The following is a 22,081-nucleotide window of genomic DNA, read 5'->3' on the forward strand; positions in this document are numbered from 1 at the left end:
AACTCTTTCGTTAATTCATGATTTAAATTGCGTAACCAAAGTCATTTGCTGTCTTAACAACTAATAATCATCTGGTTCTTAAGGTTAATCTCTATTATGCCACAAAAAAAGACGTGATTGGTATTAATTGCTAAAAAGCTTTTAAAACCACACATCTTTTTTACAAAGTCTTGTTTTTGTTTATCGTCTATTTTTCTTTTTTAGTAAATAAATTTGAAAATGGTGAATCACCGGTATTAGCGACTTGTGTTAAGAAAATCTTGATTGCTGTTTGAGTTGTTAAACCTTGTGTCTTAAAGATTTCATCAGCTGCATCCTTGACACCCTCTTCAACTCTTAATTGAATTAACTTTTCGGCCATAATTGTATCCCTCTCATTCTCTGCATTAATTTCAAATGTGTTCTTAGATTAACATGCTTAAATTACGACTGTCAAAAGAAGTTGTTCACTTATATCACTAAAATCAATCATATTTAGATAAAAAAACTACTTTATTGACTAAAAAAAGCATCTATTTTCAACTTAACCAGCCCAATCAACCTGATAGAATAGCCTTATTACAACATTCTAAGCTTAAAGTAAGCCTTAAATTTTAAATTTAATGATTTTTTAATCAAACTCAAATATTTTATAATAAGGACTATATATCATAATTTCAATTATTTGCGGAATTAAAAAAGATCATCTCAAAAGACAATCTTTAATCCTTAAATTCATCTGCTCCAGAATTATTTAAATGCTCTTTTAACCGAGCTAACATCTTTCACATTTTTGATTGCATCCATTACTCGTTCTAATTGAACCAAATCATGGACTTCCACGGTCATCGAGATGACCGCTTGATTATTACTATCAACTCGTCCATTAATTGAATTCAATGTCCGCGCATGATTTCCAATCATGCGAATAATATCATTCAACAATCGGGCGCGACTTTCTCCAGTCACAACTAAATCGGTTACGTATTCTCGTTTACTATGTTCTAAATCACTATCCCAAGTTACATCCACCAATCGTTGACTCAACTCAACTTCATTCGCTAAATTTGGGCAGCCCACACGATGAACGGACACCCCACGTCCTTTAGTTATATACCCCACTACGTCATCACCTGGAACAGGGGTACAACAACGTCCGAGTCGAACCAGCATCGAATCAATCCCTTGAATGACGATTGGATCATCCCCCCGATGATGGCGGCCTTTATGTTCATCATCATCTTTTTCAACGGTTGCATGCTGCTCAAAGACCAGGGCTTCTTCATCTGAAAGTCGTTGTTCTTCCATTCGATTTCTAAGATCTTCAGTTAACTTATTCGTGACACCTTGAACTGATTGATCACCATAACCGATCGCAGCATACATATCATCAATTGACTGATAATGTAAACGTTCCATTACCTGTTCAGTATTTTGATTAGTCATCAATTCATCTAAATTATAACCTTGTGAAATTAAATAATTCATCAATTCTTGTTTACCGGCTACCGCATTTTCAGAATGATTTTGTTTTCGGAAATATTGCCTAATTTTATTACGTGCCCGGCGGGTCTTAACTAATTTCAACCAATCACGGTTCGGTTTTGCTGTAGTACTCGTAATAATTTCTACAATATCACCAGTTTTAATTTCATAATCCAATGGGACAATTTTACCGTTTACTTTAGCGCCAGTGGTGGAATTACCAACTTTAGTATGAATCGAATATGCCATATCTAGAGGGCCTGCCCCTTGTGTTAATTCCACGACATCCCCTAACGGCGTAAAGGCATATACTCGATCAGTAAATAAATCACTTTTGACTGTTTCCATAAAGTCGCCAGAATCTTTGGATTCAGTCTGTAATTCTAAAATACTTTGAATCATATTTAGTTGCTGTTGGTCAGAATTTTGAACATCTGCACCATCAAACTTTCCTTCTTTATACGCCCAATGTGCAGCAACCCCAAATTCAGCTACTTCATGCATCTCATGCGTTCGAATCTGAATTTCAAGCGGACGACCTTCCGGACCAATCACGGAAGTATGCAGAGATTGGTATCCATTGGCCTTTGGTAAGGCGATGTAATCTTTAAAGCGCCCTGGCATTGGTGTCCAATGTGAGTGAATAGCACCTAGGACGGCATAACAATCTCCAATGGAATCAACAATGACTCGAATAGCTAATAAATCATAAATTTCATCAAAGGCTTTCTGTTTCTTTTGCATTTTTCGATAAATGGAATAAATATGCTTAGGACGCCCATAAACTGCAACATTAGCTAACTTTAAATTTTCAATCGTTACCTTAATTTCATCAACAGCGGTTGCTACAATCTCTAAACGTTCATTTCGTCGAAGTTGCATCGCCTTAGCAATCGCATGGTACGCTTCATAATCGAGGTAACGTAAAGAAGTATCTTCTAACTCCCATTTAATCGTCATAATTCCCAAACGATCAGCTAAGGGCGCATAAATTTCGAGTGTTTCTCCGGCGATTCGTTTTTGCTTCGCCGCATTCAAAGCATCCAAGGTGCGAATATTATGCAAACGATCAGCCAACTTAACAAAAATAACACGAATGTCATGGGACATGGCCAATAATAATTTTCGATGATTTTCAGCCAATCGTTCGGAGTCTGATTTATATTCAATTTTAGAAATTTTGGAAACACCATCAACAATGGCCGCTACATCTGCACCAAACCTTGTTAAAATGTCATCTAACTCTGCTGGAGTGTCCTCTACAACATCATGTAGATAGCCAGCAATGACTGTATCAGGATCCATATGTAAATCCGCTAAGATACCAGCAACTTGAATCGGGTGAATAATATATGGTTCACCTGAACGGCGGCGTTGTTCTTGGTGTAAATTATTGGCATACTCAAAAGCCTGATCGACCTTAGCTACATGATCTGTATTCATATAACTAGCATAAATCTGATGCACTTCTGCTTGGGTATATACTTTTGCTTCTGTCATATTAAACCTGATTTCTCGATTGATCGCCGGTAGGGGTTTGCACCCGCAGCACTTAATCGGTTTGATAATATTTATTGTAACTAAAAACCCCTGAACTGACAAACTATGACTAATAAACCTAAAGGTAATCGCAACCTTTAAATGTAGCGCCTAAATTATTTTAAAATACGTTGAACTTCTGTTTTTAAGGCCGGAACGACGTCACGCTCAAACCAAGGATTCTTCTTCAACCAAATATTATTACGTGGTGACGGATGAACAATTGGAAAGAATTGCGGTAAAAAATTTTGATAATTTGCAATTGTTGCCGTAATCGTACTTTTAGCAGGAAGTTGCAAGTAATATTTCTGGGCATAAGCGCCAATTAAGATAATTAATTCTAGGTGTGGCATTGTTTGGATTAACCGCGCATGCCACTTTTGGGCTACTGCTAAACGAGGTGGTTTATCACCTGAACGTCCTTTCCCAGGATAATAAAAATCCATCGGCAAAACTGCTATTTTATCAGAATGATAAAAGGTTTCTTTAGTAACCCCCATCCAATCTCTTAGTCGATCACCTGACGCATCATTCCACATCACTTCTGTGGCCTGTACTCGTTGACCAGGTGCTTGTCCAATAATTAACAGACGAGCTTCAGTATTGACATGATAGATTGGATGCCAACCTTTTGCCGTAAATTCCGCATTAATAGGATCCGTCATAATCTCTTCATAAATAGACATACTAACCGCCCTCTCCCTTTTAAATTATTGTTTATCAACATCTTTGGCTGGCTTAAATGATATATTTTGTTCCCCAAAAATTCGCACGAGCCTTTGTTTAACTGGTAACCCGCTAGCTAAATTATAACCAGACGATAATCTAAGTGCCTGGTTCTTATTCTTGGGGTTAACTAAGATCACTAAGTTCATACCCGGAAATTCTTGTGCAATTTGCGCAATATTTGTCAAACGTTCATCTGGAATTGGCCACAGATGCGGCCGAATATACCAAACGCCATAATTAACAGCTACATTAACCACGGGTTCTTTTGAATGCAATAGATCATTCGCTGGAATTAATTGATCTACCAACAACTGGAGGTCCACCTGATTCCGTTGATATTCAATATTTCCATACACGGCGATTAAGCCACCCTCAATCAAAGCATTTTGATATTTTTGATACTGCTTAGGGAATATAGTTAGCGAAATTTTACCAGTCAGGTCCGCCGCATCCACAAAAGCCATTTGAGTTCCTTTTTTGGTTCGAATAATTTTAATCTTATCAATCATCAAAATTAGTTTAATCCCATTTTGATTAGCCGATAATTCACTAATATTCGTGTAGGTATCGATCGTCACTTCTTGTAAGATTTTTTCGAGGGGATGCCCACTAAGATAAATACCTAAAACTTCAAATTCTTGATTCAGTTTTTCCAGTTTAGAATAATCTTCCATCGCCACTTGTTTAGGCTTCAACCGATTTAATAAATCCAAAGAGTTACCAGCTAGTTGTACCGCATCTAGATAACCAGGCAAAATATAGCTCAGCATTTTTCGATTTGGTTGTAGAGCGTCTAATCCACCCGCCATTATGAGCGGTTCTAAGAATTTCATCTGCCTAAAAGTTTGATCAATCCGTAATAAAAAATCGCCTAAATTATTAAAGGGTCCTGCTTCTTGACGCAAATTAATCAAATGATCACGAAAATCTTTGCGTAGCCCTTTAATACTAGCTAAGCCCATTTGCAGATGATCGTTAACCACAGTGTATCCAGCAAAACTCTGATTGATCTGAGGTCCAAGAACTTTAACATCACGCATTTTTGCTTCATTAATATAAATCCGAACCTTCGCTTGATTGTTAATTTCTAAGTTGAGCACCGCCTTATAAAAAGCCAGTGGATAGTGTACCTTTAAATAAGCTAATTCAAAAGCTAACTTTGAATATGCCACCGCATGCGATTTATTAAAACCATACGCTCCAAAACGTTCAATATATTGATAAACTTCTTTGGATGCTGCCGCTGACTGCCCTTTTGCTTGGGCTCCCTGCATAAATTGTTGTTTAACTGTCTCCATCTGAGCAATATCTTTTTTAGAAATTGCACGGCGTAACAAGTCGGCTTCAGCTAAGCTAAAACCAGCAAAATCTTCGGCTACTCGCATGACTTGTTCTTGATAAACAATAACTCCATACGTGGGTGCTAGCAGCTGATCAATGGTCAGATCAATCGTCGGATTAGCTTCTTCGTGGTGTTTACGTGCAATAAAATGAGGAATGTTGGCCATGGGACCAGGACGATACAATGCATTAGCAGCCACTAAATCATCAAAACGATCTGGTTGCATTTGTCGTAACATCTGTTTCATCCCATTTGATTCAAATTGAAAAATTCCATTCGTTTGACCAAGGCCAAATAAAGCTAAAGTTTCAGCATCATTGAGATCAATGGCTTGTAAATCAAAATTAGGTTTAACTTTGTGCACTTCGTGTAACGCAATAGCTAAAATATTCAAATTAGAAAGTGCAAGGAAATCAATTTTTAATAAACCAAGTTGCTCAACTGGATTTTTAGTTAATTGTGTGACTAATCGCCCATCCTCACCAATTTGAACTGGAATGGAGTTAATCAACGGGGCACTTGAAATAACGACCCCTGCCGCATGTAAAGAACTATTACGTGGAATTCCAGTCAATTGTAATGCGGTTTTTAACAGTAACTGCCCATCCACGGGTAAATCTATGATCGCATTTTGAAAACTTTGCGATTTTTGGTAAGCCTCCTGTAAACTCGTAGCATCTTTTGGTAGACTACGAGCCAATTGATCAATCTCAGCCGGTTTCAGCCCAAATACTCGTGCAACATCGCGCAGACTTTGCTTCATTCCCATCGTGGAAAAGGTAATAATTTGAGCCACTTGATCATGTCCATATTTTGTATGTAAATAATCTAAAACCATTTCACGTTTATTATCCGGAATATCAATATCAATATCTGGCATCTGTGATCTTTTCGGATTCAAGAATCGCTCAAATAATAATTCATTTGCAATTGGATCAACCTCGGTAATCCCCAAGCAATATGCTACCAATGATCCTGCCACGGATCCACGCCCCGGACCAGTCATAATCTCATTTTGCTTTGCAAAATTGATCACATCCCAGACAATCAAAAAATAATCATTAAAATCTAAGTCATTAATAACTTTCAATTCATAAGCTAATCGCTCTTGATAAATTTTTTGCTGTTGATTTGCAACCTGTAACTGGGCTAATTGTGACTGTGTTAATTCCCATAATTTTTGCCGGGTTGCACTAGAACTTTCGTAAAAGTGCGGCAAATCAACCTTTCTCTGCGGGATTATAAAGTCAACTTGTTGCGCTAACAACTCTGTTTGATCCGCTGCTTCTTTCAGCTCTACATCAATATATGCTTGATACCAGTCATCCATTGGTCGAAGAGCTTGTTCACCTGCTTCTTGCTGGATCGCCCCAATATTACTAATTGTTTCGCCAACTTTAAGGTACGTTAAAATTTTGTATGCAAAGTGATCTTGTGGCTGAGCGTATCTAATTTCATCAAATGCCAACAAAGGGACATCCATTTCCTGACTTAATTGTTTTTCTAACGCAAGTAATTCTGCATCCATCTGTAAGTCAATCCCCAAATAAAGTCGTGAGGAGTGCACATAGGTTTGAAATTGTGCCATTACTTGTTTACCATACACCGGTGCATTCATTAAATTTAATGATAATTCACTGGTAGGAGGAATCACTAGGAAGAGTCCCTCCAATTTTTGTTCCTGAGCTAGTTTAGCTAAATCCAGGGCGTTTGTTTGCGTCCGCTGCTGACTGGCAATCGCTAATAAATTTTGATAACCGGTTTGATTTTGAACGTAAACATGCAATGGAAAGGTCATTGACGTATTAATTAAACCGTAGACTTCTAACGTTAGGCCCAATAATGGTTTTAATTCATTCTTATTAGCATATTGGTAAAAATTAACCATTGCATATAAATTTTGTTCATCTGCTAAACCTATTGCTGCATAACCAAATTGATTCGCTTGTGTAACATATTGGCTCGGTAACATCGGACTTTGGAGTAAACTATACGCACTCCGGACATTTAACGGTACCATCCCATTGCCTCCTCCCAGCATTAATTTTAATTTCTTTGAATTTAAGTATAACAAAAGACTGAATAACTACATAATAAGTTACTCAGCCTTCATTTTAATTAATTGTCTTAATCTTTTTCTGATTCATCTTCTTCAGTCTTACTCACCTTAGGAGCATTACTACGAGAAATATAATAAACCAAAATAGTTCCAATTGATCCAGCAATCAAGGCCGTAACCATGGCTTGGGTATAATTAGCTTCCACATTTTGTAATGCTCCCCCAATGTACCCAATCACTGCCCCCAAAATGGCGGTCCAAAAGAAAGTCGTAATATACTTCATTATTTTTTCTCCACTCTTCAATAATCTTTGATTTAACTTATTTTTAATTTTACGCTTTTATTGAATAATTACCAGCCTTTATTTAACTGTTTGATGACCGTTGATAATTCCAAATTTGATAAGCGTAATCATTATTTTCATTCGCTCCACCAGAGGCATATAATTCTTTTTTCCATTCATCTTTAATCGGATCCATTAAAACGTCTCCATGAAAATCTGTATCAAGATATGTTATTAATAACTGATCAGCGATTGGTAAATATGAATCATAAATTCCTTTACCACCAATAACCATTAACTTCTTATCTGCTGCATCCGCAATTTTTTCTGCAGCTTCCATTGAATTCACCAGATGAAATCCGCTTGGCACCTCAAGCGTCTTTTGATGGGTCAAAACGAGGTTAATCCGATTGGGTAAGGGGCATCCATTTAAAGATAACATGGTATTTCTACCCATTAATACAACCTGATTTTTAGTAGTTTGCGCAAAAAATTTCATATCATCTTGAACGTGCCATGGAATCATTCCATTCATAGCAATCGTTCCATCCTGGGTTTGAGCCCAAATCAATACTTTTTCGGCCATCGAAAATCTCCTTTATGCACGTTCTGATAATTCTTCCCAACGTTCCAACGCCTGTTCTAGCGCTTGATTTTGTGCATCAAGTTCTTTTTGTAAATCTGCTAACTGCCCAAAATCATCTCCAGCCTCATTCATTGCCGTCGTAATTTCTTCAATTTTCATTTCAAACCCACTGATCTTATCTTCAATGGTTTCGAATTCACGTTGTTCATTATATGTTAACTTCTTTTTTTTCGGTTGCGTAACTGCGGTCGTTTTAATATTTTTCGTATCAGCATTTTTAGGAATATTTTCTTGATTTAATTTCATTAACGTCGGAGCCCCATTTTGGACTAGATAGTCTGAAAATGAGCCATCAAAACGTTCAATTGCCCCATGACCTCTAAAAATCAAGAGGTGGTCAGCAACCTTATCTAGGAAATAGCGATCATGGGAAACAGTAATTACCGTCCCAGCAAAGTGTTTCAAATATTCTTCCAAAACGGTCAATGTTCCAATATCTAAGTCATTAGTTGGCTCATCTAACAATAAAACATTCGGTTGTTGTAATAAGATTTTCAATAAAAATAACCGGCGTTTTTCACCACCAGAAAGCTTCCGAATTAAGGTACCATGCATAAAACTAGGGAATAGAAATTGTTCCAATAATTCAGCCACAGACACTTTTTCGCCAGCATTATTGGTCACGGTTTGAGCAACAGCCGATAAGTAAGCGATGACCCTTTGATCTTCGGGAATGGTCTCTGTTTGTTGCGTATAGTAACCAATCTGAACCGTTTCCCCAATTTCAACCGTCCCCTGGTCTAAGGCAATTTTCTCGGCAATCACATTAAGTAACGTTGACTTTCCCGTTCCATTAGGACCCGTAATTCCGATTCTTTGGTTGGCTTGGATCAATTCATTAAAATCTTTCAGGATGGGCATTCCATCAAAAGCTAGCTGAGCCTGCTTAATTTCAATAACCTTCTTACCCAACCTTTTTTGCCCTAAATTAACTTCTAATGTCCCATCCACTTGTAGCGTTCCTTGTTGCTCTTGTAAATCAGCAAATCGCGTTTCACGCGCTTTTTGTTTTGTACTACGGGCTCGCGCAGATGTTTTCATCCAAGCTAATTCCTTTTTGTAAAGTTGAATACTTTTATGATCTGCAACTTGTGCAGCGGCCACGCGTTCAGCCTTAGCCAATACATAGTCTTGATAATTCCCCATATATTCATATAACTTTCCAAATGACAATTCAAATATTCGGTTTGCCACATGATCTAAAAAGTATCGATCGTGTGTGACCGTCATAACAGCCCCTTGATAACTTGATAAATACTTCTCTAACCATTCAATTGAATCAAAGTCCAAATGATTAGTTGGTTCATCCAATAACAGTAAATCTGGTGCTTGAATCAAAACCTGCGCTAAGCCCACTCGCTTTTTTTGCCCACCAGATAAAGCCTTAATTGGTAAACTGAGATCTGGTAAATGAAGCTGAGAAAGAATGGTTTTAACTTCGGCTTCTGCCGCCCACGCATCCTCTTGGGTCATTTGTTGCTCTAATTTTGTATAACGATCCTGAGCTTTCTCATCCAAGGGATGTTCAGCATAAAAATTAACGGCTTTTTCATAGTCTCGAATTAATTCAAAGACGGGTTGGGCACCCGAAAAAATCGCTTCTAAAACTAATTTTTCTGGATCTAAATCTGGATCCTGTGTTAAATACCCCACTGAATAGTCGTTAGGTGTTTCAAGTTCACCACTATCAGCTGGGACTGTTTGGGCAAGAGCATTCAATAAGGTCGTTTTACCCGTTCCATTCACACCAACAATCCCAATTCGATCACCGGTTTCGATTAGGAATGAAATTTTGTCTAATAATGTTTTCTCACCATAAACACTTTGTAAATCTATTGCCCTTAGCTGTTTCATTTGTTTTTATCCCGTATTTCCTAAAATTTCTTTGCTTTCATTATATCATTAAGTTCTTTAATTAAATTTACTCAGAATAAGCTGTTCTTATAAACTATAATATATCGTTTCTTCAAAATAGGCTCCTATGTCAATAATTCGGACATAAAAATACGAATAAATTTTGAAAAACGTTTTAATTATTTAACGTACTGGTAAAGTATGTGATTTATCTAAAAAAGTGCATCCTTTAATGTTTCCATGCCATTCTAAACAACCCGTCTATACTTATCGTTTTAAACGGGATATTAATATGATTTATTTGTAGCTACGCTACAAGGGAAATTCGATCACTGTTATACCAGCGAATATAGCTATCAATGCCAGCTATTGCTTCATTAATTGTCTTAAATTCTTGAAAATTAATGTATTCACGCTTCAAAATTGAGTGAAAGCTCTCAATTCTTGCGTTATCACCAGGTTGTCCTTTACGAGAATAAGAATGCTTAATCCCAAAACGAGTTAAAGTACTTTCAAATAAATCGCTTGTATACTGACTCCCCATATCGCTATGAATAATGCTTGGTTTAACAGACTTTACTGCGACTTGATTAATGACGTCGGTTGCTAATTCCTTAGTCATATGACTTCCAACTTTATAAGAAATAACCCGCCGGGTTACGGGATTGTACACACTAGCTAGATAAACCCAAGTATTTTTAACGGGAATATACGTAATATCTGTTAAAAGAATATTGGATTGATCAGGTAATCCTTTAATTAGATTTGGTCGTTGATCATATTCAGTATGTGTTTTAGGCTTATTAATTCGTTTAGTCATCCTAGACCTAATTTTTAAAGCGTACATCTGTTTATAAACCATACGCTGGCTAATTTTAATTTTTAACTGACGATTTAATAAAATTGTTAATCGCGGGTATCCATACATAGGATATTTTAACCATGCATCTAATACCTTTTGCTTAATGAAATTGCGACGAAGAAGGGTTTTACCAGGCTTCCAATGTATATAGCCATAATAAGTCGATCGTGGAATTCTGAGGACGTTCAAAATTTTAGTAATGCGGTGCCCAACCTGTAGATTGTCATTAATAATTTTTAAGGTAGGAATACGTCCTTTGATGATCAATTTTTCGCCATAAGCACCGCTGCTCGTTTTAAAATATCAAGTTCTTCTTTTAGTTGTTTATTTTCTTTAATCAATGCCCTTTCATTTGCTGACAATACTTTCGTATTGTTAGGATCGGCTTGATTAACCCATTTAGAAACCGTTGAAACACTAACGTTGTATTCTTTTGCTAATGAATTAGCTGAACGACCAACTTTATGCAAGCTTACGATCGATTCTTTAAAGTCATTTGAATATTTGATAACCATAATAAAAAGCTCCTTTATGATGTATTATATCGAACAATTTGTCCGTAATTCCATCATAGGAGCCATAAATCACAACGAGTTTTAAAGAAAGCACAAAAGATACTCTATATACGAAATAATATTCTGTAATTTTGGTGCGAGTTCGGTGCGAATTATTTTAAATTGTGCAAATTTTGTGCGAATTTTTGACGAATTATGACGAAAAGTGACGAATTATGACGCATAATAAAAAGCCGCTTATCGTTGGTAGGTAGCCAACAATAGCGACTTAATGATGTTTTATGGCCGTAGACGAGTCATAGTTCGAGGGAATGGAATTGCTTCTCGAATATGTTCTTCACCTGTAATCCAAGTAACCGCACGTTCCAGACCAAGACCAAAGCCAGAATGTGGTACTGAACCATATTTACGAAGATCGAGATACCATGCATACTCATCCATATCTAAGCCTTCAGCCTTAACTCGTTCTGCCAAATATTCATAATCAGTGTCCCGTTCCGATCCACCAATAATCTCACCATAACCTTCAGGCGCCAATAAATCAGCAGAAATAACGACATCATCGCGTGTTGGATGACGCTTCATGTAAAAGGCCTTGATCTCCTTTGGAAAATTCGTAATGAAAACGGGGCTTGCAAAATGATTAGCCAAGAAGGTTTCTTCCGGTGAACCAAAATCAACTCCCCATTCGACATCAAAGTTGTTTTCTTGAAGCAATTTAATAGCTTCATCATATGATACCCGAGGGTATGGGAGTTTAGTATACGATGCCAATAATTCCTTATCACGACCAAGCAAATCCAATTCATATGAATTGCGTTCCAAAACGGCATTAATTAAGTAGGCAATATAACGTTCCTGAACTTCCAATGAAGCCGCTTGATCCATCCAAGCCATTTCAGGTTCGATCATCCAAAATTCCGTCAAATGGCGCCGTGTCTTGGATTTTTCCGCACGGAAAGTGGGTCCAAACGTAAAGACTTTTCCAAATGCCATGGCGCCAGCTTCAGCATATAATTGTCCCGTTTGAGATAGATATGCTTCAGTTTCAAAGTATTCGGTTGAAAATAATTCTGTCGTTCCCTCCGGTGCTGACCCCGTTAAGAATGGTGCATCAATTTTGATAAACCCTTCTTTATTGAAAAATTCATACGTGGCTGCAATCATGGTATTACGAATCCGCAAGACTGCAAATGGCTGGATATGCCGAAGATAAAGATGGCGATGATCCATCAAAAAATCTGTTCCATGTTCTTTTGGTGTAATTGGATATCCTTCTGATGCGCCAACAACAACCAAATCATTGACATCCATTTCGTAGCCAAAATCAGAACGGGTATCCTCTTTAATAGTTCCAACTAAGTACATACTCGTCTCTTGCTTCAGCTCTTTTGCCTTAGCAAAAATTTCATCCCCTACTTCAGCCTTAACCACAACTGCTTGCATAAATGCCGTTCCATCTCGAAGTTGCAAGAATTGTAATTTCCCGGATCCACGCTTATTACGAAGCCATGCTCCAATTCTAACTTCCTGCCCTACATAATTTTTAACATCTTCTAATCTGATCGTATCCATTTAGTCTTCTCTCCTAATTGATTTTAATTACCCTAAATTATAGATTATTAATTGAACGAACTACTTTTCCATTGGTGAATTGAATGGTAATAAAATTTAAATTTTCATTCTGATCAATAAATTTAACTTCCCAAACAGGAACCTTTTTATAAACACTCATGCCAATATTTGTAATTTTTTTAGGTTGATATTTTTGATTAATGCGATCTTGAACGGCTTGGTAAGATAAGCCTTCATTCATCGGCAAAACTGTCATCGCCTTTGACTTTGCATTCACAATTACACCTGTTTTTTGACCTTGAGCATTTTTTCCAATCAAAGTGTAATAATCACCTGATCGGTTACTCCAGTAAAAATTTTGGACGGAACTGAGTTTGTGTTCTTTTAGAACTAATTTACTATATTCCTGATTAGCTTGATTAATCGGTTTCGTGGCAGTTCCTAAGATACCATAACCTATCACCACCAAAATAATGATTCCTAAGACCACCCATCTTCCCCAATGAAACTTTGATTTTTGTCGATTCAGCTGTCGCATTTGCATGCTAGTTACCCCAATATTTTTGATTAATATTTCATTAATTACGCTTAGCTAAGTGTAGCAAACTTACCATTACTTTTCTAGACTGATCCACTACATATCCTGATTTAAGCACCAAAAAAACTCTAAATTAAAAGACAAGCCTTAATATCCAAGCTTATTTATTATTCATCTGATCACGGTTAAAGAAATGTAGCAATTTATCTACCAACTGTTGGTGAGTAATAACCTGCTTAGGTAATGCTTCAGGCAACATTTTTTGCATGGTTTTTCCATATTGTTTATTTACAATTCGTGAATCTAAAATCACAATTGCTCCTCCATCTTGGTCTGAACGAATTAATCGACCGACCCCTTGTCGTAATTTAAGCGTTGCTTTGGGTAAAACACTCTGATGGAAAAAGCTCTGCTTACTAGCAGCTAATTGCTGTTCCTCAACTTTTTGTAAAATGGTATCGGGCTGTTCAAATGGTAAGCGTGTTAAAATCAACAATTCTAATTGTTGATTCGGTAAATCAATACCTTCCCAAAAACTTAATGCGCCAAAAACCATGAGGTGTTGTTCATTTTGTAATCGCTTAAGAATTTTTGATTTATTTCCCGAAATACCTTGAGCAAGTACCGTCATGTCGCTATCACGATAAATTTTATTTTCAGTTACTACATGGTAGACTTGCTCCATTAGTTCAAGCGACGTGAACAAAACAAGTGTATTCTTCGATAATTTTTGTAAAATAGCTAACAATTGTTGACTCAAATACTCCCCATACATCGGGCTACCCGGCACTGGCCCATCTTCTACTAATAACAATTCAGCTTGGTTCGCCCAATCAAAAGAATCTTTAAATTTCTCCACTTGAGCTGTTTGCTGATCCAAATTTAATCGCGTATATAAATAAGTTGACTTGGCACTGTTAAATAGCGTTGCCCCGATCATTAATGGTGATAAGAACGCAGGGTAAATATTATTTTTGAAATAATCCTTAGTATGCAATAATCCACCCGTCAACTGCAAACTAGGTCCACTCTGTCCGTGATAATCAGTTAACCAGAAAACACTTGTCTCTGCGTAATCAATCATTGCATCCTGAAAAGTATTTAAAGTCGTATTAGTCTGCCCAATTCTTTCAATTAAATAACGAAAGTCAGCTAAGCTTTGCCGCTCGTCAATACTAAAAGGAGTCCCAATTTGAATAAATGCCTCCATCATTTGATCTAAGCTCAACCTCAATTGCTGAATTAATTGTTGAACTTGTTTAAAATCGTTTTGATGTTCTACCCAAAATTGGATCAAATGATCTGTTGGCACTAAATATTCATCTTTACCCACATTTGCTGGCATTTTAGCACTTAAAACAAATTGTCGATATAGACTCTGTTGGATATTAACCAACAAATCAACCATTGGTTCCATGGTTTGAATAAATTGCTGACTAATTCGTTGCCCATTAGGTAATCGTTCAAAAATTGGGTTTAAATGATTATTTTTTTTGACCATCAAATTTTGTTGTAATAACTGAGCTTGGGCGATTAATCCAGACCAACTAATCTGATGTCGACTATGCTGTAAAACCACATCCGGCAAATTTTGAGCCTCATCAATCACTAAGAATGGCTTTTTAGCTTGTTGCGTGATTTGTTGTACTTGGCGTGTCAAATATGCATGATTAACCACCAAGAAAGTCGCTTGTGTTCTTAAAATTGATTGCCGATGAGCAAACTCATGATGATAAAATTTTGATGCTTCGGGATTATTTGCCGTTTGTGCTAGTTGTCTTAAAAAGTCGTGACTAACATTATTCAAATTTAGTTCATCAAAATCACCGGTTAAAGTTTCAGTGAGCCAGACCAAAATTTGAGCTTTTAAAAACTGCATGGCAATCGAACCTTCATCTCGAGCTAATGATCGTTTAAAGCTCTGTAAATTCAAATAATTTTGTTGCCCTTTGAGCTGCACCCCACGAACTTCAAAAGGTAAAATATTTTTTAAGGTTTGGTTAATTGTCGTACTGATTTGTTTTTGCAAAGTTTTGGTAGGGACCGACAAGACAACTTGCCGACCTTGCTGAATGGCCAAGTATGCTAAAGGCATCAAATAGCCTAAGGTTTTACCCATTCCTGTCGGTGCTTCAACCACCATCGCAGTTTCACCCGGTTGATTCGAGAGCTCCCCACTTGTGTAATGTTCATAGATTTGGTTCATAAGTCGTGCCTGGGATACCCGATAATCTAAACTGGGCGTTAAAAGCGTACGCTTCTCATCTTCTTTTTTGGGGAAGTGCAATTCTGGTTGATGTTGTTTATAAGCTGATGGTGTAGCAAAACGACGCAATGCTAACCGATCAACCACTTCTAGGTTATTAGCCAGCGGTTGCGGGTGACGTCGATTTTCAGCAAGTGCCCAAGTAAAAATTTGTTTAGTATCTCTCGGTAAAGCTAATGGCAAATCATTTAATTGCTGTAATGTGATCATTGGTAGCCTTAACGCTTTTTGCTGCGCAGCAATCAACAATTCTCCCGTAGCCTTTGCATCACTGTCAGCACGATGTGGATTTAAATGTGCAATCCCTAATTGATGGGTCAAATCGCCTAAGCGATAACTGTTCGCTGTGGGCCACAAAATTTGAGCAAGCGTTACAGTATCCAATGCTAGGTTGGTTAACGCTGTTAATCCCACCCGTTCAAATTCAGCATTTAAAAAAGGTAAATCGAAATTAATATTGTGTGCGACGATAACTGTCTCACTCAACATTGCATGCAAAGTCTGAGCTACATCTTCAAAAAAGGGCATCTTTTTAACCATTGCATCATTAATATGGGTTAGCTTTTGAATTCCAACTGGAATGGGCTGACCCGGATTCACTAGTGTTGAAAATTGATTAATAATTTTTTGATTCCGTACAAAAACAACCGCTACCTGCATAATTCGGCCGGCTTGATTCTGATTACTCGTTGTTTCTAAATCAACGACGGCATAAATCGTTTTTGCGTCCACAATCTAACCTCACATGTTCCATAATGTCCTTCCAATTGTACCATGAGTTCCCCATTTTAGTGGGCTAAATTGGCGTTTTTTTATGATCATTCACAAATATATTTCAACCATACTTCAGAAGTATATAAACATTTAACATTAAGTTTGTTTTAACTCAATGCGCTTATACTGTGAAGAACCTTTATCTTGACTTTAATAGGTTAAATCCTTTAAACGCTTCATTATTAACTAAAAAGTTGGTAGAATATATTAATTAAGAATATTTTTAGAAATGGCGGTTCAATGTCTTGAAAAAAACATCAATCGGTAAAAGTCATGCCAAGGTAATTTTAATGGGTGAACACTCAGTCGTTTACGGACAACCAGCAATCTCTTTGCCACTACCAGACATTACTTTTACTGCTACAGTTGAAGAACGTTTAGCTGGTCAAATTATTTTCACCCCAACCTACCAAGGCCCTTTTTCTAGCTTAGCTGAGGGTTACGAGGGAATTCGACAATTAGTTAATCGCCTTCTCATCAACTTTAACGCACTTAAACAGCCGTTCACTTTACGCCTGCGTTCCGACATCCCACAAGAACGTGGAATGGGGTCATCAGCTGCTAGTGCGACGGCAATCATTCGCGCTTTTTATGATTTTTTTGATACCCCACTAGATGCAAAAACCCTACAAAAATGGACGGCGATTGAAGAAAGAATCACCCATGGATCGCCCTCTGGTTTAGATGCTGCGACAGTTTCTAGTGATGCACCGATCTGGTTTATTAAACACGAAGTCACCCAACCTTTTTCCTTGAATCTCAATGGGGTCATCGTCCTAGCAGATACTGGAATTAAAGGGCAAACTGGTTTGGCCGTGTCAGTTGTTAGAAGCTTACTGGAAGAAAATCCTCAAGATGCTAAGCAACATATTCACACTTTAGGTATATTAGCTACCGAAGCTCAAACCGCTCTTCAAACCAACGATCTGCAAAATCTAGGTCGGTTAATGAATCAAGCCCAACAAGAATTAACGGCCCTTGAAGTTTCCCACCCCCAACTGGATGTTCTAATTGAGGCTGCCAATCAAGCAGGAGCCCTCGGGGCTAAGCTTACCGGCGGTGGCATTGGCGGGACCATGTTAGCATTAGCCCCGAATATGGAAGTTGCTAATCGAATCATTACTGCCTTGGAGACTGCCGGAGCCAATGAGGTTTGGACACAGACCTATCCCACATTTTAAAAAGGAGAATTTATTATGGTGGCTTTTACAGCACGGGCACATACAAATATTGCTCTATTAAAATATTGGGGAAAGGTGGATCAACAATTAATTATCCCCACCACCACTTCCATTAGTTTAACCCTAGATGAATTTTATACTGAAACGACAGTTGAATTTGACCCTGCATTGCCTAATGACCAAATCACACTCGATCAACAACCTTTAAAAGAAAAAGATCGGCATAAAATTAGTATCTTTCTTAATCTAATTCGGACGCAAGCCCAGATAAATACATTTGCCCGCGTCCAATCAGTTAACCATGTGCCAACTGCCGCCGGTCTCGCATCTTCTGCTTCGGCTTTTGCTGCGCTAGCGGGGGCTGGTTCAGCCGCGGCAGGATTAAACTTATCGCAAGCCGATTTATCACGTTTAGCGCGCCAAGGGTCTGGTTCAGCAAGTCGTTCTATTTTTGGTGGCTTCGTGCAATGGGATCGTGGAACCGATCACCAAACTTCAGTGGCCCATCCTCTGCAGGAAAACGTCGATTGGCCCATCCAACTTCTCACAGTCATCGTCTCCGATCAACCCAAAAAAATTAATTCTCGGGGCGGAATGCAAAATGCCATGCAAAATTCACCCTTCTATCAAAACTGGGTTGAACGTTCAAATGGCCTAGTCAAGCCGATGCAAACTGCGATCAATCAACATGATTTGGCCACCTTGGGAACTATTGCTGAACAAAACGCACTTGAAATGCATGCGCAAAACATGGTCGCTAACCCTCCGTTTTTCTATTTAACCGATATCTCATGGCAAATTATTAATCTAGTCCAAGATCTGCGGCAAAGTGGACTACAAGTCTATGCAACCATGGATGCAGGTCCCAACGTTAAAATCATTTCTCATCCAGATGATACTCCAACAATTAAATCCGCCCTATTCAAAATTTTACCTGAAATCAGCATTCAAGTTGCCACACCTGGTCCAGGTTTAACCGTTTGGCAGAACGGAGCCGCTCATGCTTAAACTTCAAGTTCCTGGTAAACTTTTTTTAGCTGGTGAATTTGCAGCTACGTACACGAATCAACCCAGCATTATTATGGCAATTGATCGTTATATTGAATTCAAAATCACCGCCGCCGAAACAATTGAAATTAATAGTGATCTCTTGGGTACTTATCAAATTTCTAATAATAAACTCCAACCAATTCTAAAGGCGCAAAATGATGATTGGAGCTTAATTCAAGCTGGATTGCAAACTTTTGAACAATTTCGGCGCGATTTACCTAATGCTCCAGAACTCAAGCCTTTTCATTTAAGTATTGAAAGCCATTTGAATCTGAATCAACGTAAAATTGGATTAGGTTCTTCTGGTGCGACAATGGTTGGTCTAATAGCTAGTCTTTTACAATTTCATCAAATTTCATTTTCAAAAATAATGCTTTTTAAGTTAGCTACAATAGCCCTACTCAAAATCCCTAAATTCAGCAATGGCTCAATGGGCGATGTGGCGGCTGCAAGTTTTGGTGGCGTAGTCTATTATCATAAATTCGACCGAACCTGGGTTCAAAAGATGTTGCAAAATGATCATTTAGCGAACTTAGTACAAATTCCTTGGCCCCATTTAGTGCTTAAAAACATGCCCTTTCCCACAACTTGGCAACTGCTAGTTGGTTGGACCCAAAGCCCCGCTGACACTCAATCCAGTTTGGACACGATGCAGCGTCAAAAACAACTTGATCAACATTTTTTACAAGCATCAAGTGATTTAGTTTGGGCGATTCAAAAAGCCATTTCACAAAAAAATTGGTCGGATTTCCGATTAAAACTAAGTGAGATCCAGCTACTTCTGATAAAGTACACGAATGCACAACATCTTCCTTATCAAACTCCTGCATTAACAGCATTTTTAAATAGCTTAGAACATTTTAATTTGCCTGGTAAAATTTCGGGAGCTGGAAACGGTGATAACGGAATCGCCTTTCAACTATTGCCCGCACCTAACTTAGATTTACTAGCTACTTGGCGCAACCAAGGTATTCAACCCCTTCCATTAAAAATTGCGCCAGCGAAAGGAATTTCATATGGAATCTGAACACGCCCATCGTAAAGATGAACATTTAGCCTTAGCTGAAGCTGAGTTCAAAAAAAATCCGCCGATCTCATCTCTGAATCAAGTTCGTTTAATTCATCGCTCTTTACCAGAAACCAACGTCCAACATGTTGATTTGAGAATACAAGATACTGCCTTAAATTGGGATTACCCCTTCTATATTGAAGCAATGACCGGTGGTAGTTATAAAACAGGTGAAATTAATGAACAATTAGCTACCGTCGCTAAAACCACTGGCTTAGCTATGGCTGTCGGATCGCAAAGTATTGCCTTAAAAGATTTTGATGCCATCCCTTCTTTTGAAATTGCCCGAAAAGCAAACCCCGATGGATTTTTAATTGCTAATATTGGTGCAGGCCACACAGCCTATGAAGCTCAACGCGTTATTAATATGATTGGGGCCAATGCTCTAGAAGTTCACGTCAATGTAGCTCAAGAAATCGTCATGGCCGAGGGTGACCGTGATTTTCATTGGCTAGAATCAATTGGTGAAATTATCACGACTAGCTCGGTCCCAGTCATTATTAAAGAAGTCGGTTTTGGTATGGATCAACAAACGATTCTGCAGCTAGAACAACTAGGTGCCAAATATATTAATGTTGGGGGTCGTTCAGGAACTAACTTTGCCGTGATCGAAGATCGTCGTAACCGAACCGACACACCCAAAAACAGTCACCACTATTTATATGATTGGGGTCAGACAACTGCAGAATCATTACTGGAAGCACAATCCAGCTCTGCTCATATTATGGCCACTGGTGGTATTTCATCACCTTTGGATGTCGTCAAAGCCCAAGTCCTTGGCGCTAAAGCCGTCGGGGTCGCTGGTTATTTCTTACATGATTTGCTAAGTTTTGGTCCTGAACATTTAATTGAAACAATTCAGCTCTGGCAAGCTCACCTACCAAAGCTCTATGCCTTGGTAGGCGCCAGTCAACAATCGGATTTAACAGCCGTTCCCTATGTGTTAAATTCGGAATTGTCGAATTATGCTCAACAACGTAATTTAAACACACCCAAATTTTAAATTTTTATTAACAGAAGTTGCGATTTAATAAACTATTAAGTCGAAAAAGCGAACTTGCTAAACAAGGTCGCTTTTTCTTTATATACTTAACATATGCGAAATTTACAAACAGAAAGTATCCGTCAACAAACGGATGATCAGATTATTGATGCAACTTTGACGCTCCTTCAAAGCCAGTCGTATGACCAACTTGCGGTAACTGAAATCACCCGTAAGGCAGGCGTGTCTAGAATGGCTTTTTATCGACATTTTGGAACCAAAGAAAAAATCATACATACCATCGTTGAACAATTAACTGACGATTTTTCACGCGATGCGCGCCATCTTCCCAAAGATTCACGAGCTGTCGCTCAAGCTTTTTTTGAATTTATTCAAGCCAATGCGGTTGAAATTGCGATTCTACTAAATGCTGGTCTACGCGAACAATTTTATCCACCATTACGTGATATTCTTCATGTCCTTTATTCTGACATTTTACGTGACCATGCGAAAAATGCAGCCACGGTCGATTACATTTCAGATTTCACGGCTTCAGGGATGTTAGCAATTGCGATTCGGTGGATTTCAACCGGAATGCAAGATTCAATTGCAAGCTTATCAGAAATGGCAAAAGAAATGACTGATGCCCAAGGAACTTTTATGTAACCGATTGTCCCATTTCGATTAACCAGACAATACTAAAAAGAATGAAATAAGTCTCAAATTGACTTGTTCCATTCTTTTTATTTATTAATAATTGTCTTCATAATGCAAATTCATCTTTGCCTAAACGACTTAATAAATTCGACGCAATGAACTTTGCTATTTTCTATAAGATTTTACTACCTATTAACCTAAATTCGTTAGAGGTCGATTGAATACCATCAATTTAAACTTTTCATTTTTGTAAAAAGGACTTTCCTTCAGTAAATTCAACAAATTTTTACATCATTTATTAAAATGCATAATTTGATATGCGTATATTGTAATACGTCGTTAAATTCTCAAGCCAAATTAGCATGCATATTATTGGAATACCATTTCACTCATACTAAATTACCTCATACTATAAATTTTAAAATCACTTAGTTGGTACCTTTTAATTATACGATATGTGCCTTTCTGGTGATTTATAGTCAACTATCTTTCCTTCTTTATTGAGCAATCATCAGTATCCATTTTCTGCTGGATCAATCTTAACTCTAAAAACTTTAATATTATTGTTTTTCAAATCCTTCGATTGCTTACTATTTGATCCTGATTAATATGAATCATTCCTTGCTGAGATTAATAGTTGATATAAATATTTTATCGTCCATCAGATTCGATAAGTTAGATTCATTTGCTTGATC

The 22,081-nt window shown here is 37.7% G+C and carries 16 protein-coding genes; 5 read left to right on the forward strand and 11 right to left on the reverse strand.

Annotated elements, in window-relative coordinates:
- Positions 1-187: 187 nt before the first annotated feature.
- From G7084_RS05575 to G7084_RS05625, 11 genes are all read right to left on the reverse strand, one after another.
- Positions 188-361, reverse strand: a complete 174-nt coding sequence (locus tag G7084_RS05575) for a type II toxin-antitoxin system RelB/DinJ family antitoxin (RefSeq protein ID WP_166010813.1) — start codon at positions 359-361, stop codon at positions 188-190.
- Between the two features lie 368 nt (positions 362-729).
- A complete protein-coding gene (locus tag G7084_RS05580; protein ID WP_166010815.1) occupies positions 730-2,964 on the reverse strand; it encodes a RelA/SpoT family protein in 2,235 nt (744 codons plus the stop codon).
- 155 nt (positions 2,965-3,119) lie between these two features.
- A complete protein-coding gene (locus tag G7084_RS05585) occupies positions 3,120-3,689 on the reverse strand; it encodes a uracil-DNA glycosylase family protein (RefSeq protein WP_166010817.1) in 570 nt (189 codons plus the stop codon).
- A 24-nt stretch (positions 3,690-3,713) separates the two neighbouring features.
- On the reverse strand, positions 3,714-7,094 hold the full coding sequence (locus G7084_RS05590) for a DNA polymerase III subunit alpha (protein ID WP_166010819.1): 3,381 nt from the start codon (positions 7,092-7,094) through the stop codon (positions 3,714-3,716).
- A gap of 107 nt (positions 7,095-7,201) precedes the next feature.
- Positions 7,202-7,417 (reverse strand): YjzD family protein, encoded by a 216-nt coding sequence (locus tag G7084_RS05595; RefSeq protein WP_166010821.1) that lies wholly within the window; start codon positions 7,415-7,417, stop codon positions 7,202-7,204.
- 82 nt (positions 7,418-7,499) lie between these two features.
- Positions 7,500-8,003, reverse strand: a complete 504-nt coding sequence (locus G7084_RS05600) for a dihydrofolate reductase (protein ID WP_166010823.1) — start codon at positions 8,001-8,003, stop codon at positions 7,500-7,502.
- Positions 8,004-8,015: 12 nt separating this feature from the next.
- Positions 8,016-9,917, reverse strand: coding sequence for an ABC-F family ATP-binding cassette domain-containing protein (locus G7084_RS05605; RefSeq protein WP_166010825.1), 1,902 nt, complete (start codon positions 9,915-9,917; stop codon positions 8,016-8,018).
- 307 nt (positions 9,918-10,224) lie between these two features.
- A protein-coding gene (locus G7084_RS05610; RefSeq protein WP_166009179.1) for an IS3 family transposase occupies positions 10,225-11,294 on the reverse strand; the annotation gives its coding sequence in 2 pieces (ribosomal slippage) (positions 10,225-11,078 and positions 11,078-11,294; 1,071 coding nt in all).
- Between the two features lie 279 nt (positions 11,295-11,573).
- Positions 11,574-12,869 carry an asparagine--tRNA ligase gene (gene asnS / locus G7084_RS05615; protein ID WP_166010827.1) on the reverse strand — a complete coding sequence of 432 codons (1,296 nt, stop codon included), beginning with the start codon at positions 12,867-12,869 and terminating at the stop codon, positions 11,574-11,576.
- Positions 12,870-12,906: 37 nt separating this feature from the next.
- Positions 12,907-13,413, reverse strand: coding sequence for a cell wall elongation regulator TseB-like domain-containing protein (locus G7084_RS05620; protein ID WP_166010829.1), 507 nt, complete (start codon positions 13,411-13,413; stop codon positions 12,907-12,909).
- 154 nt (positions 13,414-13,567) lie between these two features.
- Positions 13,568-16,405 (reverse strand): helicase C-terminal domain-containing protein, encoded by a 2,838-nt coding sequence (locus G7084_RS05625; RefSeq protein WP_166010831.1) that lies wholly within the window; start codon positions 16,403-16,405, stop codon positions 13,568-13,570.
- A gap of 287 nt (positions 16,406-16,692) precedes the next feature.
- On the opposite strand from G7084_RS05625, the gene mvk reads away from it, so the two are divergent.
- From mvk to G7084_RS05650, 5 genes are all read left to right on the forward strand, one after another.
- Positions 16,693-17,628, forward strand: coding sequence for a mevalonate kinase (gene mvk / locus G7084_RS05630; protein ID WP_166010833.1), 936 nt, complete (start codon positions 16,693-16,695; stop codon positions 17,626-17,628).
- Positions 17,629-17,643: 15 nt separating this feature from the next.
- Complete coding sequence (gene mvaD / locus G7084_RS05635; RefSeq protein ID WP_166010835.1) at positions 17,644-18,636, forward strand: diphosphomevalonate decarboxylase; 993 nt, start codon at positions 17,644-17,646, stop codon at positions 18,634-18,636.
- Positions 18,629-19,705 (forward strand): phosphomevalonate kinase, encoded by a 1,077-nt coding sequence (locus G7084_RS05640; RefSeq protein ID WP_166010837.1) that lies wholly within the window; start codon positions 18,629-18,631, stop codon positions 19,703-19,705. The genes mvaD and G7084_RS05640 overlap by 8 nt, the downstream gene beginning before the upstream one ends.
- The gene (fni, locus tag G7084_RS05645) at positions 19,695-20,750 is read left to right on the forward strand and encodes a type 2 isopentenyl-diphosphate Delta-isomerase (protein WP_166010839.1); all 1,056 of its coding nucleotides are present in this window, start codon (positions 19,695-19,697) and stop codon (positions 20,748-20,750) included. The genes G7084_RS05640 and fni overlap by 11 nt, the downstream gene beginning before the upstream one ends.
- 93 nt (positions 20,751-20,843) lie before the next feature.
- Positions 20,844-21,395, forward strand: a complete 552-nt coding sequence (locus G7084_RS05650) for a TetR/AcrR family transcriptional regulator (protein WP_166010841.1) — start codon at positions 20,844-20,846, stop codon at positions 21,393-21,395.
- Positions 21,396-22,081 lie beyond the last annotated feature (686 nt).

It is taken from the genome of Weissella coleopterorum, from assembly GCF_011304355.1.
GTDB classification, from domain to species: Bacteria; Bacillota; Bacilli; order Lactobacillales; family Lactobacillaceae; genus Weissella; species Weissella coleopterorum.

Bases quoted from the DNA above. Each gene is read 5' to 3' on its own strand.
- G7084_RS05575 (WP_166010813.1), bottom strand. From the start codon at position 361: ATGGCCGAAAAGTTAATTCAATTAAGAGTTGAAGAGGGTGTCAAGGAT.
- G7084_RS05580 (WP_166010815.1), bottom strand. From the start codon at position 2,964: ATGACAGAAGCAAAAGTATATACCCAAGCAGAAGTGCATCAGATTTAT.
- G7084_RS05585 (WP_166010817.1), bottom strand. From the start codon at position 3,689: ATGTCTATTTATGAAGAGATTATGACGGATCCTATTAATGCGGAATTT.
- G7084_RS05590 (WP_166010819.1), bottom strand. From the start codon at position 7,094: ATGGTACCGTTAAATGTCCGGAGTGCGTATAGTTTACTCCAAAGTCCG.
- G7084_RS05595 (WP_166010821.1), bottom strand. From the start codon at position 7,417: ATGAAGTATATTACGACTTTCTTTTGGACCGCCATTTTGGGGGCAGTG.
- G7084_RS05600 (WP_166010823.1), bottom strand. From the start codon at position 8,003: ATGGCCGAAAAAGTATTGATTTGGGCTCAAACCCAGGATGGAACGATT.
- G7084_RS05605 (WP_166010825.1), bottom strand. From the start codon at position 9,917: ATGAAACAGCTAAGGGCAATAGATTTACAAAGTGTTTATGGTGAGAAA.
- asnS (WP_166010827.1), bottom strand. From the start codon at position 12,869: ATGGATACGATCAGATTAGAAGATGTTAAAAATTATGTAGGGCAGGAA.
- G7084_RS05620 (WP_166010829.1), bottom strand. From the start codon at position 13,413: ATGCAAATGCGACAGCTGAATCGACAAAAATCAAAGTTTCATTGGGGA.
- mvaD (WP_166010835.1), top strand. From the start codon at position 17,644: ATGGTGGCTTTTACAGCACGGGCACATACAAATATTGCTCTATTAAAA.
- G7084_RS05640 (WP_166010837.1), top strand. From the start codon at position 18,629: ATGCTTAAACTTCAAGTTCCTGGTAAACTTTTTTTAGCTGGTGAATTT.
- fni (WP_166010839.1), top strand. From the start codon at position 19,695: ATGGAATCTGAACACGCCCATCGTAAAGATGAACATTTAGCCTTAGCT.
- G7084_RS05650 (WP_166010841.1), top strand. From the start codon at position 20,844: ATGCGAAATTTACAAACAGAAAGTATCCGTCAACAAACGGATGATCAG.